Annotated in this window: 15 protein-coding genes; 8 read left to right on the top strand and 7 right to left on the bottom strand. The window is 53.1% G+C overall.

Annotation, left to right across the window (positions count from 1 at the left end):
• Positions 1–121 precede the first annotated feature (121 nt).
• Both mobB and mobA read right to left on the bottom strand, forming a co-directional pair.
• On the bottom strand, positions 122–628 hold the full coding sequence (gene mobB, locus AAE045_RS20785) for a molybdopterin-guanine dinucleotide biosynthesis protein MobB (protein ID WP_455549318.1): 507 nt from the start codon (positions 626–628) through the stop codon (positions 122–124).
• Complete coding sequence (gene mobA, locus AAE045_RS20780) at positions 629–1,258, bottom strand: molybdenum cofactor guanylyltransferase MobA (RefSeq protein WP_455549317.1); 630 nt, start codon at positions 1,256–1,258, stop codon at positions 629–631. It abuts the gene before it with no gap.
• A gap of 24 nt (positions 1,259–1,282) precedes the next feature.
• Here mobA and AAE045_RS20775 point away from each other — a divergent pair, with 24 nt between their 5' ends.
• The 3 genes from AAE045_RS20775 to dsbA all read left to right on the top strand — a co-directional run bounded on the left by AAE045_RS20775 (position 1,283) and on the right by dsbA (position 3,266).
• A complete protein-coding gene (locus AAE045_RS20775; protein WP_202308586.1) occupies positions 1,283–1,552 on the top strand; it encodes a YihD family protein in 270 nt (89 codons plus the stop codon).
• A 76-nt stretch (positions 1,553–1,628) separates the two neighbouring features.
• On the top strand, positions 1,629–2,615 hold the full coding sequence (locus AAE045_RS20770; RefSeq protein WP_455549316.1) for a serine/threonine protein kinase: 987 nt from the start codon (positions 1,629–1,631) through the stop codon (positions 2,613–2,615).
• A gap of 27 nt (positions 2,616–2,642) precedes the next feature.
• Positions 2,643–3,266, top strand: a complete 624-nt coding sequence (gene dsbA, locus AAE045_RS20765) for a thiol:disulfide interchange protein DsbA (RefSeq protein ID WP_455549315.1) — start codon at positions 2,643–2,645, stop codon at positions 3,264–3,266.
• Between the two features lie 12 nt (positions 3,267–3,278).
• Here the strand turns inward: dsbA and AAE045_RS20760 are convergent, their stop codons facing one another.
• Positions 3,279–4,184: an acyltransferase gene (locus tag AAE045_RS20760; protein ID WP_455549314.1), complete on the bottom strand. Its 906-nt coding sequence runs from the start codon at positions 4,182–4,184 to the stop codon at positions 3,279–3,281.
• A 450-nt stretch (positions 4,185–4,634) separates the two neighbouring features.
• Between AAE045_RS20760 and polA the strand changes: the two genes are divergently transcribed.
• On the top strand, positions 4,635–7,421 hold the full coding sequence (gene polA / locus AAE045_RS20755) for a DNA polymerase I (RefSeq protein ID WP_455549313.1): 2,787 nt from the start codon (positions 4,635–4,637) through the stop codon (positions 7,419–7,421).
• Positions 7,422–7,586: 165 nt separating this feature from the next.
• The gene (locus AAE045_RS20750; protein WP_071892919.1) at positions 7,587–7,634 is read left to right on the top strand and encodes a spot 42 RNA, inhibition of DNA synthesis; all 48 of its coding nucleotides are present in this window, start codon (positions 7,587–7,589) and stop codon (positions 7,632–7,634) included.
• Positions 7,635–7,719: 85 nt separating this feature from the next.
• Here AAE045_RS20750 and yihA read toward each other — a convergent pair whose 3' ends face one another.
• On the bottom strand, positions 7,720–8,355 hold the full coding sequence (gene yihA / locus AAE045_RS20745; RefSeq protein WP_455549312.1) for a ribosome biogenesis GTP-binding protein YihA/YsxC: 636 nt from the start codon (positions 8,353–8,355) through the stop codon (positions 7,720–7,722).
• A 584-nt stretch (positions 8,356–8,939) separates the two neighbouring features.
• Here yihA and yihI point away from each other — a divergent pair.
• Both yihI and hemN read left to right on the top strand, forming a co-directional pair.
• On the top strand, positions 8,940–9,455 hold the full coding sequence (gene yihI / locus AAE045_RS20740; protein ID WP_455549311.1) for a Der GTPase-activating protein YihI: 516 nt from the start codon (positions 8,940–8,942) through the stop codon (positions 9,453–9,455).
• A gap of 190 nt (positions 9,456–9,645) precedes the next feature.
• Positions 9,646–11,019: an oxygen-independent coproporphyrinogen III oxidase gene (hemN, locus tag AAE045_RS20735; RefSeq protein WP_455549310.1), complete on the top strand. Its 1,374-nt coding sequence runs from the start codon at positions 9,646–9,648 to the stop codon at positions 11,017–11,019.
• An 88-nt stretch (positions 11,020–11,107) separates the two neighbouring features.
• Here the strand turns inward: hemN and glnG are convergent, their stop codons facing one another.
• The 3 genes from glnG to glnA form a co-directional block, all read right to left on the bottom strand.
• Positions 11,108–12,523, bottom strand: coding sequence for a nitrogen regulation protein NR(I) (gene glnG, locus AAE045_RS20730; protein WP_455549309.1), 1,416 nt, complete (start codon positions 12,521–12,523; stop codon positions 11,108–11,110).
• 7 nt (positions 12,524–12,530) lie between these two features.
• Positions 12,531–13,580: a nitrogen regulation protein NR(II) gene (glnL, locus tag AAE045_RS20725; protein WP_455549308.1), complete on the bottom strand. Its 1,050-nt coding sequence runs from the start codon at positions 13,578–13,580 to the stop codon at positions 12,531–12,533.
• A 141-nt stretch (positions 13,581–13,721) separates the two neighbouring features.
• The gene (gene glnA / locus AAE045_RS20720) at positions 13,722–15,131 is read right to left on the bottom strand and encodes a glutamate--ammonia ligase (protein WP_455549307.1); all 1,410 of its coding nucleotides are present in this window, start codon (positions 15,129–15,131) and stop codon (positions 13,722–13,724) included.
• Between the two features lie 376 nt (positions 15,132–15,507).
• On the opposite strand from glnA, the gene typA reads away from it, so the two are divergent.
• Positions 15,508–17,334 (top strand): ribosome-dependent GTPase TypA, encoded by a 1,827-nt coding sequence (gene typA, locus AAE045_RS20715; protein ID WP_455549306.1) that lies wholly within the window; start codon positions 15,508–15,510, stop codon positions 17,332–17,334.
• Positions 17,335–17,355: the final 21 nt, after the last annotated feature.

The raw sequence follows: 17,355 nt of genomic DNA, 5'->3' as shown, positions 1-17,355 counted from the left end.
CCCGCAGGGTGAACGAAGTTCATCAACTGCCAGGCTCCAAACAAGCATCAAGGCCACTCGAAAGAGTGGCCTTTTTGCCGTCTGGAGTTTCTAAAAATGCCTGCTAAAGAGCAGGCAATACTCATTTCTTAAGCCATTCGGCAACAAAATCAGCAATTTCTTCCGGTGAATTAATATTCAGGACCGGTAGTCCTGCTTCAGGGATCGCTGTATCACTGGCAATGGCAATCACGTTACTGTCGATCGCCAGCTCATCCAGACCACGCCCAAGCCCCGCTCTGAAGAGTAAAATCTTCGGTATCGCTTCATGCTTAAACCCTTCCACAAGGATCAGATCCAGTGATGCCGGGTCCATACGGCTGGCCAGCCAGTGCAAATCCAACTCTTTCTGTTCCGGTGTTTCCGTCATTAAGGCCCAGCGATTTTGATTGGCGACAATTGTCTGCGCAGCGCCTGCCTTTCGCAGCTCGTAGCTGTCTTTTCCAGGGCTGTCGACATCCACATCATGATGGGTATGTTTGATTAACCCCGGGCGTAACCCTTTCTTATTAAGCAATGGGATCAATAGCTTAAGCAGAGTTGTTTTTCCCGTGCCGCTCCATGCGGCAAAGGCCAGCAAAGGCACCATCTATTTGTCCTCCCACTGGGCTAAATCTTCTGGCGAATTAATATTGGCGAAGCTTTGCTGCTGCCCGGAAAAGATTACCGGGTGGCCATCCGCCTCTCTCAGGAAGACCATTACCCGGCGTTCGCCTGAAGCAAGATAGTTTTCCAGCGCTGGAGCAAGCTTGCGGTGAACAAGCGCGAGCGTTGGATGATCGCGCTCCCCATCGTTTACCCATACCGCAGGAAACTGTCCGCGCGCCTCCCAAAGCCGGGCTACGAGATCGTCTGGAATGTTAGGCGTATCGCAGGGGCAAAACAGAAACCATTCGGCGTCCAGCTGCTGCATTACGGATAGCATACCTGCCAGCGGCCCTGGATAATCAGATAAAGTATCGCTTAGCACTGGATAACCAAGCATCTGATATTGTTCTCTATTCCTGTTAGCGCTGATCGCCAGGTTGCCAACCTGAGGAGCGAGCTTCTTGACGATATGCTCATACAGCGGCTTACCTTTCAGGCTGATAAGCCCTTTATCCTGACCACCCATTCTTGTGGCCTGCCCACCTGCCAGAATAACCCCTGTTACTTCCGTTAAACGTGTCACTAATATCGCCTCTTTTAATGTGGGATTGAGCCTGCTAACGTGTGTCATCTCGCAAGTGAAAGGAGCACTATCATGAAATGTAAGCGTCTTAACGAACTGCTTGAGCTGTTACAGCCCGCGTGGCAGAAAGAGCCCGACCTCAACCTGATCCAATTTTTGCAGAAACTTGCTGAAGAGTCAGGCTATACCGGTGAATTGACCGATCTCACTGACGATGTGCTGATCTACCATCTTAAAATGCGCGATTCTTCAAAAGATGCTGTTATTCCAGGTATTAAAAAGGACTACGAAGAAGATTTCAAAACGGCGCTGCTGCGCGCACGCGGCGTAATTAAAGAGTAAAAGCTTGTAAGCCGGGCCACCTAAGCCGCTGCGAAATGTTATCCTGAACTATTCGTATTAACTGCCGGTTGCCTGGATGACGGACAGCGCTTTCAATTTTCAGACTCTACATCCGGATACCATCATGGATGCCCTTTTTGAACAGGGTATACGGGTGGATTCCGGGCTGACCCCTTTAAACAGCTTTGAGAACCGCGTCTACCAGTTTCAGGATGAGGATCGCAAACGCTATGTGGTGAAGTTTTACCGCCCTAACCGCTGGTCTGCTGAACAAATTCAGGAAGAACATCAGTTTGCTGCAGAACTGTTGGCTGATGAAGTGCCGGTCGCAGCGCCGCTCTCCTATGCGGGCAATACTTTGCTGCGCCATCAGGGTTTCATGTACACGGTCTTCCCGAGCCTGGGCGGACGGCAGTATGAAACTGATAACATCGATCAGATGGAGTGGGTTGGCCGCTATTTAGGGCGGATCCACCAGACCGGACGGCGTAATCTGTTTGCGAAGCGGCCCACTATTGGCCTCGAAGAGTATCTCCTTGAGCCAAGGGCTTTATTTGAACAAACGAAGCTGGTGCCCGCCGCATTAAAGGCTGCTTTTCTTAAGGCCACCGATGCCCTAATCGATGAAGTTAAGCTTCACTGGCACGATGGGTTCGACGCTTTGCGTTTACACGGTGACTGCCATCCAGGGAACATACTCTGGCGTGACGGCCCGCTATTTGTCGATCTTGATGATGCCCGTAACGGCCCGGCCGTTCAGGATATCTGGATGTTGCTCAACGGTGATAAAGCCGAGCAGCGTATGCAGCTCGAAACCATCATTGAAGCCTACGAAGAGTTTTCCCCCTTTAATTCAGACGAAATTGCTCTCATCGAACCTTTACGCGCCATGCGTATGGTCTATTATCTCGCGTGGATAATTCGTCGCTGGGATGACCCCGCTTTCCCCAGAAATTTTCCCTGGCTTACCGAGGAAGATTACTGGCGCAGTCAGACTGCAACCTTCACCGAGCAGGTCCGGGTTCTGCGTGAACCTCCACTACAATTAACGCCAATGTATTAGTCAGTACTATTCAGGAGAGAAAGGAATATGAAAAAGATTTGGCTGGCACTCGCGGGTATGATTCTGGCATTCAGTGCCTCTGCTGCCCAGTTCACCGATGGTAAAGAGTACGTCACCATCGATAAACCCGTTGCAGGCGAACCGCAAGTGTTAGAGTTCTTCTCTTTCTACTGCCCGCACTGCTACCAGTTTGAAGAAGTGCTTCACGTTTCCGATAACGTGAGAAAAAAACTGCCGGAAGGCACAAAAATGACCAAGTATCACGTTGAGTTCCTGGGCCCATTGGGCAAAGACCTGACTCAGGCGTGGGCTGTGGCGATGGCGCTGGGTGTGGAAGATAAAATCACCGCCCCAATGTTTGAAGCCGTGCAGAAAACCCAGACCGTACAGAACGTTGCGGATATTCGTAAGGTCTTCCTCGATGCCGGTGTAAAACCGGAAGAGTATGACGCAGCGTGGAACAGCTTCGTCGTGAAATCTCTGGTGGCTCAGCAGGAAAAAGCAGCCTCTGACCTGCAGCTGCAGGGCGTACCGGCTATTTTCGTTAACGGTAAATACCAGCTCAATCCTCAGGGTATGGATACCAGCAATATGGATGCGTTTGTTAAGCAATACGCTGACGTAACGAAATTCCTGGTCGAGAAAAAGTAAGTTAAAAGCCGGTCACTGACCGGCTTTCTTTTTTTGCATGATACTGTCCAGCAGCGCGTCCTTCTCATGCCATAACTCATTGAGCCATCCCTGAAAGCGGCGTTTAAACACCTTATCATTCACATAATCCCCGTGCAGCTCTTCCTCAATGGGAATCAGTGAAACCCGCACCACTATTCTTGTCATTTTCCCCGTCAGCATGTCGTAAAACGGCGAGCGTCTGTTTTCCGGATAGCAAAGCGTTACGTTGAGGATCTTATCGAACTGTGGCCCTAATACGCTCAGAGCCATCGCAATACCTGCAGCTTTTGGCGGCAGCAAATTCTGGAATACGGAGCGTGTTTCCAGGCGTTTATCCAGCGTAAAGCGCGAGCCTTCGACAAAATTGACGATACTCGTCGGATGGATGCGGAATTTTTCACAGGATTTGCGAGTTGTCTCGATGTCTTTGCCGCGACGTTCCGGGTGGCGTAACAGGTAACCGCGCGTGTAGCGCTTCATGAACGGCATGTCCAGGGCCCAGCAGGCAAACCCAATGAAGGGCACCCAGGCAAGCTGCTGCTTAAGAAAGTATTTATTCATGGGGATATGTTTGCGGAACAGCACGCATAAAATCACGATATCCGCCCAGCTGCGGTGGTTACAGATAAGCAAATACCAGTTTTTCTTATTCAGCCCCTCAAGCCCTTCAACGTCCCATTTCAAATGCGGGTTCAGGCGAAGCAGCAACGCTAATCCCTCGCACCAGCAGTACATCATAAAATCGGCAAATTTCGAGATTGAACGCCAGATTGCAGGCACGGGCAGCAGTAGCTTAATGATGCCAGCAATGATGATCGGCACGGAGCATAAGACCGTAACCAGAATGGTAAGGGCGACACTGATTACTAAAGTGATCGCAGCCAGCAATCTCGACATAATTATTTATTTCAGAAGGTTAGGGTTATAGGGATGATAAAATCGGGGATCGTAAGCCGCGAATTTTATCAGATTTCTACCCCCTGCGATTATTCAAAAAGCCGCATCTGGCGGCGTTCTTCTTACGTTCGCAAGCGATTCAGCTGCGTTTTCGTAAAAAAAGAGTTTTATATCCACATTTATCCATTATGTGAAAAATGAAGAGCACGGATTTCTGATAATTATAACTATCTGATTTTAATGTAAATATACAATTATGGATCTTTGTATTCTTTCAGGATATTAGATAGTTATAAATCTATGCACAAAGTTATCCACAATTCTGATCCTGCGCAAGATCCCGCAGATCGACAAAACTTTTTCGCTAATCGCCGCCAAAAGTTCATGTTTTTGGCCAGGCTATGGCATCCTTTAGCAATATTCTAAAAACCAGGCATGGAACGGAACATTATGGTTCAGATCGCGCAAAACCCGCTTATCCTCGTTGATGGCTCTTCCTATCTTTATCGGGCTTACCACGCCTTTCCTCCTCTGACCAACAGTGCAGGCGAGCCAACTGGCGCGATGTATGGCGTACTGAATATGCTGCGCAGCCTCATCATGCAGTATCAGCCGACACATGCCGCCGTGGTGTTTGACGCAAAAGGAAAAACCTTCCGCGACGAGCTATTTGAGCATTACAAATCGCATCGCCCGCCGATGCCGGACGACCTGCGCGCTCAGATTGAACCCTTACATGCCATGGTTAAAGCGATGGGGCTGCCACTGCTGGCCGTCTCTGGCGTAGAAGCTGACGATGTGATCGGCACGCTGGCGCTGGAAGCTGAAAAAATGGGCCGCCCGGTGCTTATCAGCACCGGCGATAAAGACATGGCCCAGCTGGTGACGCCGGGCGTGACGCTAATCAATACCATGACCAACACGATCCTCGGACCGGAAGAGGTGCAGACCAAATATGGCGTGCCGCCAGAGCTGATTATTGATTTCCTCGCCCTGATGGGCGACTCGTCGGATAACATTCCAGGCGTGCCGGGCGTAGGGGAGAAAACCGCACAGGCGCTTCTGCAGGGGCTGGGCGGCCTTGATGCGCTCTATGCCAACCCGGAAAAAATCGCCGAGCTGAGTTTCCGCGGCGCGAAAACCATGGCGGCCAAACTTGAGCAGAGCAAAGAGGTGGCCTATCTCTCTTACCAGCTGGCAACCATCAAAACTGATGTTGAGCTGGAGCTGAGCTGCGAACAGCTGGAAGTACAACAGCCGGCCGCTGAGGAACTGCTTGGCATGTTTAAGCAGTACGAGTTCAAACGCTGGATCACGGACGTCGAAGCCGGCAAGTGGCTACAGGCCAAAGGTGCCAAGCCTGCCGCGAAACCTCAAAAAACCCTCGAAATCGATGCCGAGCCAGAAGAGCCAGCCAGCGCGCTTTCTTATGACAACTACGTCACCATCCTTGACGAAAAAGTCCTCGTTGAGTGGATTGAGCGCCTGAAGAAAGCCCCGTTTTTTGCCTTTGATACGGAAACCGACAGCCTTGATAACGTCAGCGCCCGCCTGGTTGGCCTCTCGTTTGCCACCGAACCGGGCGTGGCCTGCTATATCCCGGTCGGGCATGATTACATCGATGCGCCGGACCAGCTTCCACTTGAGCGTGTTCTGGAACTCCTCAAACCAATACTTGAAAATGAAAACGCGCTGAAGGTTGGCCAGAACCTCAAGTATGACCGTGGTATCGTGGGTAACTATGGTATTGAACTGCGCGGTATCGCTTTTGATACCATGCTCGAATCCTACATTCTGGATAGCGTGGCCGGGCGTCACGACATGGACAGCCTGGCCGACCGCTGGCTTGGCCACAAAACTATCACCTTCGAAGAGATTGCCGGTAAGGGCAAGAAGCAGCTTACCTTCAACCAAATCGATCTTGAGCAGGCCGGTCGCTACGCCGCCGAAGACGCGGACGTCACGCTACAGCTGCATCTGAAAATGTGGCCGAAGCTTGAGAAGTGCGAAGGTCCGCTGAACATTTTCAATCATGTCGAGATGCCGCTGGTTCCCGTGCTGTCCCGCATCGAACGTAACGGCGTGAAGATCGACCCGGCACTGCTGCACATCCACTCAGAGCAGCTGACTAAGCGCCTTGGCGAGCTGGAAATCAAAGCGCATGACATTGCCGGCGAAGCTTTTAACCTCTCCTCCACCAAGCAGCTGCAAACTATCCTGTTCGAAAAGCAGGGTATCAAGCCGCTGAAGAAAACGCCTGGCGGTGCGCCGTCCACGTCGGAAGAGGTGCTCGAAGAGCTGGCGCTGGATTATCCGCTGCCAAAAGTGATTCTGGAGTATCGCGGTCTGGCGAAGCTGAAGTCTACCTACACGGACAAGCTGCCGCTGATGATCAACGAGAAAACGGGCCGCGTGCATACTTCTTACCACCAGGCCGTGGCGGCAACGGGGCGTTTATCCTCCACCGATCCGAACCTGCAAAATATCCCGGTACGTAACGAAGAAGGGCGACGTATTCGTCAGGCGTTTATCGCTCCAGAAGATTATGTCATTGTTTCTGCAGACTATTCGCAGATTGAGTTACGCATCATGGCGCATCTGTCGCGGGATAAAGGCCTGCTTACCGCGTTCGCGGAAGGTAAGGATATTCACCGCGCTACGGCGGCAGAGGTCTTTGGCCTGCCGCTGGACAGCGTTACCGGCGAACAGCGCCGCAGCGCGAAAGCGATTAACTTCGGCCTGATCTACGGCATGAGCGCGTTTGGCCTCTCCCGCCAGCTCAACATCCCGCGTAAAGAGTCCCAGAAGTACATGGATCTCTATTTTGAGCGCTACCCGGGCGTGCTGGAATACATGGAGCGCACCCGCCAGCAGGCGAAAGACAAAGGCTATGTCGAAACGCTGGACGGACGCCGTCTGTACCTCCCGGACATCAATTCAAGCAACGGTGCGCGCCGTGCGGGCGCTGAACGTGCCGCAATCAACGCCCCCATGCAGGGAACTGCCGCGGACATCATCAAGCGCGCAATGATTGCCGTTGATGCCTGGCTGGAAAAAGATAAGCCGCGCGTGAAGATGATCATGCAGGTGCACGATGAACTGGTGTTTGAAGTGCATAAGGACGACGTAGAAGCCGTTTCTGCAAAAATCCACGAGCTGATGGAAGGCAGTATGAAGCTGGATGTGCCGCTGCTGGTGGAAGTTGGCAGCGGCGCGAACTGGGATGAAGCGCATTAATGCAGCAGATTTTGTGGTGGATTTTTGTAACTAAGCAACATAAGTCATAGCTTTTTGTGATGACCGTTGAAGAATAGTGTGCAAATAGTGAAAAAAAACTACAAAAAATGCTTTTTCGCGCGAATAAAAAGGAGTAGAGTTATTCGCGTAGGGTACAGAGGTAAGATGTTCTATCTTTCAGACCTTTTACTTCACGTAATCGGATTTGGCTGAATATTTTAGCCGCCCCAGTCAGTAATGACTGGGGCGTTTTTTATTGCGTGAAGACCAAAAAAAGACGGGATAACCCGTCTGATTTTTATTCTTCCGGCGCTTCTTCTTCCACCGCTGGTGGGATATCGTTATACCAGTTGTCCAGCTTCTGGCGCAGCTTATCAACGCCAATCTTCTTCAGCGAAGAAAACGCTTCGATTTCAATATTGCCACCGAACGCGGCGGCCGCTTCACGAACCATGTTCAGCTGTGCTTTGCGGGCTCCCGAGGCGAGTTTGTCCGCCTTGGTCAGCAAAATCATCACTTCAATATTGCTTGCTACCGCCCAGTTCACCATCTGCTGATCGAGATCTTTAAGCGGATGGCGAATATCCATCAGTACGACCAGGCCCTTGAGGCTGTTACGCTTTTGCAGGTATTCACCCAGCGCGCGCTGCCACTTCAGTTTTACTTCTTCCGGTACTTCGGCATAACCGTAGCCCGGTAAATCCACCAGACGCTTGCCGTCCGCAACTTCAAACAGGTTGATGAGCTGGGTGCGTCCAGGGGTTTTACTGGTACGCGCGAGGCCTTTCTGGTTGGTCAGCGTATTTAACGCGCTTGATTTACCCGCGTTAGAGCGGCCCGCGAAAGCAACCTCAATCCCGGTATCAGATGGCAGATGGCGAATGTCCGGTGCGCTAAGCACGAAATGGGTCTGGTGATAGTTCCAGTTTGTCAAAAGGTTGTCTCCCTCAGGATGAGCATTGCGGGGGATTATACCTGAACGGGCAGAAAAGACCGTTTTTCTCGCGCTCTGGCTGAGGCTTACAGGCTTATCCCTGCACTTTGTAAGATATCTGCCATCTGACGTGGCAGACAATACGGAAAGCTTCACGCGGGAAAACGAATAAAAACCATATTTAACATCATGTTATTGTTTTCTCTCTGTTACCCGAACAGCCAATAGCCTGAATCATACCCTTGTCGTTTTTATGGTTAAGCGTAAAGTACATCTCAAGGGCAGGAAGCCTGAAGGGACAATAACTCAGGACGAGGGTTCAGGAGCGTCAGGATGACGGCGAACCAGGAATAGCCAGGAGGCGAACGTCCGGAGACGTAGAAAAAGGACAGGGAACCCAACAGGGAACGTTGTTGGCAACGGAAAGACAGGGTGTTGAACGCTAACAGGGAATGTGTGGCCCAAAAGGGTCAAGAGACAAGAAAAAAGGCGACAGGTTAATCTGTCGCCTTTTTTCTTTGCTTGCTTTCTGCTAGATTCCGCCGCAATTCTATACTGAATAAAACGGCTTAAGATAACTCACCATGAAGCAACAAAACTCAGCAGCACCAGGCAGCAAACCGGCGAAGGCTCGTCGTAAATCGCGTGAAGAAGTCGATCAGGAAGCACGTGACCGTAAGCGCCAGAAAAAACACCGTGGCCATTCTGCGGGCAGCCGTGCAAACGGCAGCAGCCAGCCGCAGGGCGGTAAAGGCTCTTCCCAGCCTAAAGATCCGCGTATTGGCAGCAAAAAACCAGTTGCTCTGGGCGTGACCGAAGCCCCGGCGGCAAAACCTAAACAGCACAAACCAAAAAGCGAGAAACCTATGCTAACACCACAGGCCGAGCTGGATTTGCTGGAGAATGATGAGCGCCTGGACGCGCTGCTGGAACGCCTTGAAGAGGGTGAAACACTGAGCGCCGAGGAGCAATCCTGGGTTAACGCCAAACTCGATCGCATCGATGCGCTGATGGAAGAGCTTGGCATTGCTTACGAAGACGATGAAGAAGAAGAAGACAAAGGCGACGACTTAATGCGTCTCCTGAAGGGCGGTAACTAGCGCTTACTCCCATGGGATTACCTGTTTTTCTCATGGTTATTCCGCTGGTGTGTTATCTGCTGTGGTTATTCGTTAAACTACGGCGGCTGTCGCGATTGCAGAATTCGTTGCGCCGCAGGCTCAATGCCCGAGGAGTGGGCGGGCCGCGAGCGCTGCGAAAACGCGGGCGGCACCATCGGAAGGAGTGAGTATGTCTGAGCAGTTAATCGACTGGGATCTGGCCCTGATCCAGAAATACAATTATTCAGGGCCGCGTTACACCTCTTACCCAACCGCGCTGGAGTTCTCAGAGGACTTTGGCGAGGGGGCATTTTTGCAGGCGGTTGCTCGCTATCCTGAGCGTCCGCTTTCGCTGTATATCCATATCCCGTTCTGCCACAAGCTTTGCTACTTCTGCGGCTGCAACAAGATTGTTACCCGCCAGACCCACAAAGCGGATCGGTATCTCGACGCGCTGGAACAAGAAATCGCCCATCGCGCACCGCTGTTTAAGGGCCGTCACGTCAGCCAGATGCACTGGGGCGGCGGTACCCCTACCTACCTTAGCAAAGCGCAGATAAGTCGCCTGATGGGGCTGCTACGTGCCCATTTCGCCTTTAATGATGATGCTGAGCTGTCTATTGAAGTGGATCCCCGCGAAATCGAGCTGGACGTGCTCGATTGCCTGCGCGAAGAAGGCTTCACTCGCCTGAGCATGGGCGTACAGGATTTCAACAAAGAAGTGCAGAAGCTGGTGAACCGCGAACAGGACGAAGAGTTTATCTTTGCCCTGATTAACCGCGCCCGCGAGCTGGGCTTCACTTCCACCAATATCGATCTGATTTACGGTCTGCCAAAGCAGACGCCGGAGAGCTTCGCCTTCACCCTGAAGCGCGTGGCCGAACTGAGCCCGCATCGTCTGAGCGTCTTTAACTACGCGCACCTGCCAACCCTGTTTGCCGCACAGCGCAAAATCAAAGATGCGGATTTGCCGAGCGCCCAGCAGAAGCTGGATATCCTGCAGGAAACCATCGGATCGCTGACCGCGTCGGGCTACCAGTTTATCGGCATGGACCACTTTGCCCGCCCGGACGACGAGCTGGCCGTGGCCCAGCGTGAAGGTAAGCTTCACCGCAACTTCCAGGGCTACACCACGCAGGGCGATACTGACCTGCTCGGCATGGGAGTCTCAGCGATTAGTATGATCGGGGATTGTTACGCCCAGAACCAGAAAGAGCTTAAGACTTATTATCAGCAGGTCGATGAGCGTGGTGATGCGCTGTGGCGCGGTCTGGCCCTGACCCGCGATGACTGCATCCGCCGCGACGTGATTAAGCTGCTTATCTGTAACTTCCAGCTTAGCTTTGCCGACGTAGAAAAACTGTGGGACGTGGATTTTGCGGAATACTTCGCAGAAGACCTGAAGCTGTTAGCCCCGCTGGCCAAAGACGGGCTGGTGGAGGTTGACGAGCACGGCGTTCAGGTCACGCCGAAAGGCCGTCTGCTGATCCGTAACATCTGCATGTGCTTCGATGTTTACCTGCGGCAGAAAGCAAGGCTTCAGCAGTTCTCACGGGTTATCTGATTTGTGTCGGATGGCGCTGCGCTTATCCGACCTACGTTTAATTCAGCTGAGTAGGGTGGATAAGCGTCAGCGTCATCCACCTTTTTTGTTACTCCATTCCAAGCTCTTTTAGCTTACGAGTCAGCGTGTTGCGACCCCAGCCCAGTAAACGAGCCGCTTCCTGCTTGTGACCCTGGGTGTGGCGCAGCGCCGTCGTGAGCAAAGTACGCTCCATTTCTGGCTGTGCTTCTGAAAGCAGGTTTTGATGACCGGAACGCAGAGCCCGGTCTGCCCACTGCGCGAGCAGCGTAGCCCAGTTATCCGGCAGGCCCTGCGTGGTGCTGCTTTCCGTCACCGTAGTCGTTTCAAACAGCTCACCTGGCAGATCCTGAACCAGTACTTCCTGGCCTGCTGCCATGACGGTCAGCCAGCGGCAGGTGTTCTCCAGCTGGCGCACGTTGCCCGGCCAGGCCACTCGCGTAAGCGCATTTTCGGTGTCGGGATGCAGCAGCTTTGCCTCAACGCCAAGCTCACGAGCCGCAACCTGCAGGAAGTGGCGGGCCAGGCGAGGAATATCCTCACGGCGCTCGCGCAGCGGCGGCAGGTGGACACGAATCACGTTCAGGCGGTGGAACAAGTCTTCGCGGAATTTTCCCTCCTGTACGCGCAGTTCGAGGTTCTGGTGGGTTGCGGCGATAATGCGCACATCCACTTTCACCGGCGCATAGCCGCCAACGCGGTAGAACTGCCCGTCTGCCAGCACGCGCAGAAGACGCGTTTGCACATCCAGCGGCATATCCCCGATTTCATCGAGGAACAGCGTACCGCCGTCGGCCTGCTCAAAACGTCCCTGACGGATCTGATTAGCGCCGGTAAAGGCGCCTTTCTCGTGGCCGAACAGCTCTGACTCAATCAAATCTTTCGGGATGGCCGCCATATTCAGCGCGATGAAAGGGGACTTCACGCGGGGGCTATGGCGATGCAGCGCATGCGCGACCAGCTCCTTACCCGTACCCGATTCACCGTTGATCAACACGCTGATAGAGGAGCGGGACAAGCGGCCGATGATGCGGAACACATCCTGCATTGCGGGCGCTTCGCCGATAATATCTGTCGTCGGGCCGAACACCTGCACGTTGCGTGGCTGCTGCTGTTCCTGATAGTGGCTGATGGCGCGTTCAACGAGAGCAACCGCTTCGTCGATATCGAAAGGCTTCGGCAGATAATCAAACGCGCCCTGCTGGTAAGCGCTGACTGCTGCATCCAGATCCGAATGCGCCGTCATTATGATGACCGGAAGCATCGGGTGCCGCTGTTTGATCTGTTTTAGCAGCGCCAGCCCGTCCATGCCCGGCATGCGGATATCCGACAGCAGCACGTCCGGTGTTTTCGTCGCCAGCGCGTCCAGAACTTCATTGCCACTCTCAAAGGTTGTGCAGACTAAACCTGCTCCAGTCAGCGCGCGTTCCAGCACCCAACGGATGGAGCTATCGTCATCAACGATCCAGACTATCCCTTGTTGCATAAAAACCTCACTGGCGAATAGGCAGGTAAACGGAAAATTCGGTATGACCTGGCCAACTGTTAAATTCTATTTTCCCGGAGTGCTGATCGATAAGGCTGCGCGCGATGGAAAGGCCAAGGCCCGTGCCGCCCTCACGTCCGCTGACCATCGGGTAAAACAGCGTGTCCTGGAGCGTGGCCGGAATGCCCGGGCCGTTGTCTTCGATATCAATTCGGGCCGCCAGGCGGTAGCGCGTCCCGTGCAGCGTCAGCTGGAAAGCGGTGCGGGTACGCAGGACTATTTCTCCGCCATCGCGGCCCAGTGCCTGTAACGCGTTACGTACGATATTCAACAGAACCTGCTCAATCTGATCCGGGTCGTGCGGGAACTCAGGCAGGCTTGGGTCGTAATCGCGTACCAGGATGACGTTATCCGGCAGCTCCATCGACACGAGTTTCATCACGCGCTCGGTCACTTTGTGAATGCTTTCGGTGACGTGCATGCCGGGCTGCTGGGGACCTAATAACCTGTCCACCAGGTTACGTAGGCGGTCTGCCTGCTCAATAATGACGTTGGTGTATTCCTTCAGCGACGCGTCCGGCAATGCTTTTGCCAGCAGCTGTGCTGCCCCGCGCAGTCCACCCAGCGGGTTTTTTATTTCGTGAGCAAGCCCGCGCACCAAGTCTCGTGCAGCTATCTGCTGGGCGTGCTGTAACTGCTCCTGACTTAAGCGACGCTGGTTATCCATCGGCGCCATTTCCATCAGGATCAGCCCTTCCGGCAGGCGCTGTGCCGTCAGAGAAAGAATATGGGAGCGACCGTCAATTACCAGGGTCACTTCGTTATCGGTAAACCCCTGGCCGGCAATCAGGCTCTCCTGCATCAGGCCAATATTTAACGAGAAGTAGCTCAGCAGGTCCGGCAACGGCGTGCCGTACAGCTTGCGCGAGCTTTGGGCCAGCAGCTGTTGTGCGGCAGGGTTCGCGTAATGAACCGCCAGCTCGTCATCCACCAGCAGGATGCTGTTAATCAGGGAGTTGAGGATCTGCCCAGCATCGGGCAGCGTGCCGGTTGCCATACAGCCGTCTCCGGGTTATGCACTATGTTGGTGCATTATAGTTGTCCGCTGGTAAAAATCCCTGTTTAACCAGTTATTTTGTGGAGAAAAAAGCCCATCCGAAGATGGGCTGAAAGTTTCCACGGCAACAAAAAAACTTAATCAGACGCTGTAGTACAGCTCGAACTCTACCGGGTGCGGTGTCATACGTACGCGGTCGTTTTCTTCCATACGCAGAGCGATGTAGGCATCGATAGCGTCGTCAGTGAACACGCCGCCCGCGGTCAGGAACTCGCGGTCTTCGTTCAGGCAGCTCAGTGCTTCTTCCAGAGAGCCTGCAACCTGTGGGATCTCTTTCGCTTCTTCCGGCGGCAGGTCATACAGGTTTTTGTCCATCGCTTCACCCGGATGGATTTTGTTTTTGATACCGTCAAGGCCAGCCATCAGCAGCGCGGCGAAGCACAGGTATGGGTTAGCCGCCGGGTCCGGGAAGCGCACTTCGATACGACGTGCTTTCGGGGACGCAACCACCGGGATACGGATAGAAGCTGAACGGTTACGGGCAGAGTAAGCCAGCATAACTGGAGCTTCGTAACCCGGGACCAGACGCTTGTAGGAGTTAGTTGTCGGGTTAGACAGGGCGTTGATCGCTTTAGCGTGCTTGATAACGCCGCCGATGTAGTACAGCGCTTGCTCAGACAGGCCCGCATATTTGTCGCCAGCGAACAGGTTTACGCCGTTCTTGGACAGGGACATGTGGCAGTGCATACCGGAACCGTTGTCGCCAAACATTGGTTTTGGCATGAAGGTCGCAGTTTTGCCGTAAGCGTGAGCAACGTTGTGCACGACGTATTTGTAGATCTGAATTTCATCAGCTTTTTTGGTCATGGTGTTGAAGCGGGTTGCCACTTCGTTCTGACCAGCCGTTGCCACTTCGTGGTGGTGAGCTTCAACAACCAGGCCCATCTGCTCCATGGTCAGACACATTGCAGAACGCAGGTCCTGTGCGGAGTCGACTGGTGGAACCGGGAAGTAACCGCCTTTCACTGCAGGACGGTGGCCTTTGTTGCCGCCTTCGTATTTGGTGCCGGTGTTCCATGCGCCTTCGATATCATCGATAGCAACGTGGGAGCCGGAGATGGAGCTGCCGAAACGGATGTCGTCGAACAGGAAGAACTCTGGTTCTGGCCCGAACAGGACGGTATCAGCAAGACCGGTAGAACGCAGGTAATCTTCAGCGCGTTTCGCGATGGAGCGCGGGTCACGGTCGTAACCCTGCAGCGTGCCTGGCTCAAGGATGTCACAACGAATGATCAGGGTAGAATCGGCGAAGAACGGGTCGATGACCGCGGTAGACGCGTCTGGCATCAGCACCATGTCGGATTCGTTGATACCTTTCCAGCCACCAATCGAGGAGCCGTCAAACATTTTGCCTTCTTCGAAGAATTCAGCATTCACCTGGTGAGCAGGGATAGTAACGTGCTGTTCTTTACCCTTGGTGTCAGTGAAGCGCAAATCAACAAATTTCACTTCATGCTCATTCAGCATCGTCAAAACGTGTTCAGCGGACATACTTAACTCTCCCGGATTGGTCATTGTCGTCGTGGTAACGAGGTCTGATAATTTTATTAAAAGTGGCTTTTCGCCCTGAAACTTATAAAGCGAAATCTGTGCCAACTTTTAAATCACCCCAAAAAGGCGTTATCATGCGCACTATAGTGCAAAAGGGCTGCACCATGATGGATAACTTGCACCAATATAGTGCTCCAGTGTGAAAAATGGGCACCATATTGGTGCAATTTACGTTTTGGCTCCCTTTTTAGCTCCGTGAAAGCGATCACAATCCCTTACTTTCAACATTGTTTGTAAAGGTTCTTTGTGATCCTGTTCTGTCCTTCGATTAATACGTGTACAATAACGCGCTATTTCTAATGCCTGAGGCAAAGTTGTGATCGAAAATCTGCGTAACATCGCCATCATCGCGCACGTTGACCATGGTAAAACTACCCTGGTTGATAAGCTGCTGCAGCAATCTGGTACTTTCAGTAACGAACGTGCTGAAGCTACCGAACGCGTGATGGACTCCAACGATTTGGAGAAAGAGCGTGGGATTACCATCCTCGCTAAAAACACCGCTATCAAATGGAATGACTACCGTATCAACATCGTTGATACCCCTGGGCACGCCGACTTCGGTGGTGAAGTTGAACGTGTAATGTCCATGGTAGACTCCGTTCTGCTGGTCGTTGACGCAATGGATGGCCCAATGCCGCAGACGCGCTTCGTGACCAAAAAGGCATTTGCCCATGGTCTGAAGCCAATCGTGGTTATCAACAAAGTTGACCGTCCTGGCGCGCGTCCTGACTGGGTTGTGGATCAGGTCTTCGACCTGTTCGTGAACCTCGACGCAAGCGACGAGCAGCTCGACTTCCCAATCATCTATGCATCTGCACTGATGGGTATCGCGGGTAACGATCACAATGAGATGGCGGAAGACATGACTCCGCTGTACCAGGCGATTGTTGACCACGTTAAAGCACCAAGCGTTGACCTTGATGGTCCGTTCCAGATGCAAATCTCCCAGCTCGACTACAACAACTACGTTGGTGTTATCGGCATCGGTCGCATCAAGCGCGGTAAAGTGAAGCCTAACCAGCAGATCACTATCATCGACAGCGAAGGCAAAACTCGTAACGGTAAAGTCGGCAAAGTTCTGACTCACCTCGGTCTGGAGCGTATTGAATCCACCGAAGCCGAAGCGGGCGATATCATCGCTATCACCGGTCTGGGCGAACTGAACATCTCCGACACCCTTTGCGACACGCAAAACGTTGAAGCGCTGCCAGCGCTGTCCGTAGATGAACCAACCGTGACCATGTTCTTCAACGTCAACACCTCTCCGTTCTGTGGTAAAGAAGGTAAGTACGTTACCTCCCGTCAGATCCTTGACCGCCTGAACAAAGAGCTGGTGCACAACGTTGCGCTGCGCGTTGAAGAAACCGAAGATGCGGATGCGTTCCGTGTATCCGGCCGTGGTGAACTGCACCTGTCCGTGCTTATCGAAAACATGCGTCGTGAAGGCTTCGAACTGGCTGTGTCCCGTCCGAAAGTTATCAACCGTATGATCGATGGCCGCATGCAGGAGCCGTTCGAAAACGTGACGCTGGATATCGAAGAACAGCACCAGGGTTCTGTGATGCAGGCAATGGGCGAGCGTAAGGGCGATGTCAAAGACATGATCCCTGACGGCAAAGGTCGTATCCGTCTGGATTACCTGATCCCGGCACGTGGCCTGATCGGCTTCCGTACCGAGTTCATGACCATGACTTCCGGTACCGGTCTGCTGTACTCCACCTTCAGCCACTACGACGACGTGAAGCCTGGCGAAATCGGTCAGCGTCAGAACGGCGTACTGATCTCTAACGGTCAGGGTAAAGCAGTTGCGTTTGCGCTGTTCAGCCTGCAGGACCGCGGTAAGCTGTTCCTGGGCCACGGTGCGGAAGTTTACGAAGGCCAGATCATCGGTATTCACAGTCGTTCTAACGACCTGACCGTGAACTGCCTGACCGGTAAGAAACTGACCAACATGCGTGCGTCCGGTACTGACGAAGCGACTACTCTGGTTCCGGCACAGAAAATGTCCCTGGAGCAGGCGCTGGAGTTCATCGATGACGACGAACTGGTAGAAGTTACTCCTACCTCCGTCCGTATTCGTAAGCGTCACCTGACTGAAAACGACCGCAAACGCGCGGGTCGTGGCGGCAAAGAAGCGTAAGATTTAACGCTCCTTCGGCTC

It is taken from the genome of Dryocola clanedunensis (assembly GCF_038405435.1).
In the GTDB taxonomy this organism is placed as follows: Bacteria; Pseudomonadota; Gammaproteobacteria; order Enterobacterales; family Enterobacteriaceae; genus Dryocola; species Dryocola clanedunensis_A.
The sequence above is the reverse complement of the archived record's forward strand: the minus strand, read 5'-3'. Positions and strand labels throughout refer to the sequence as shown.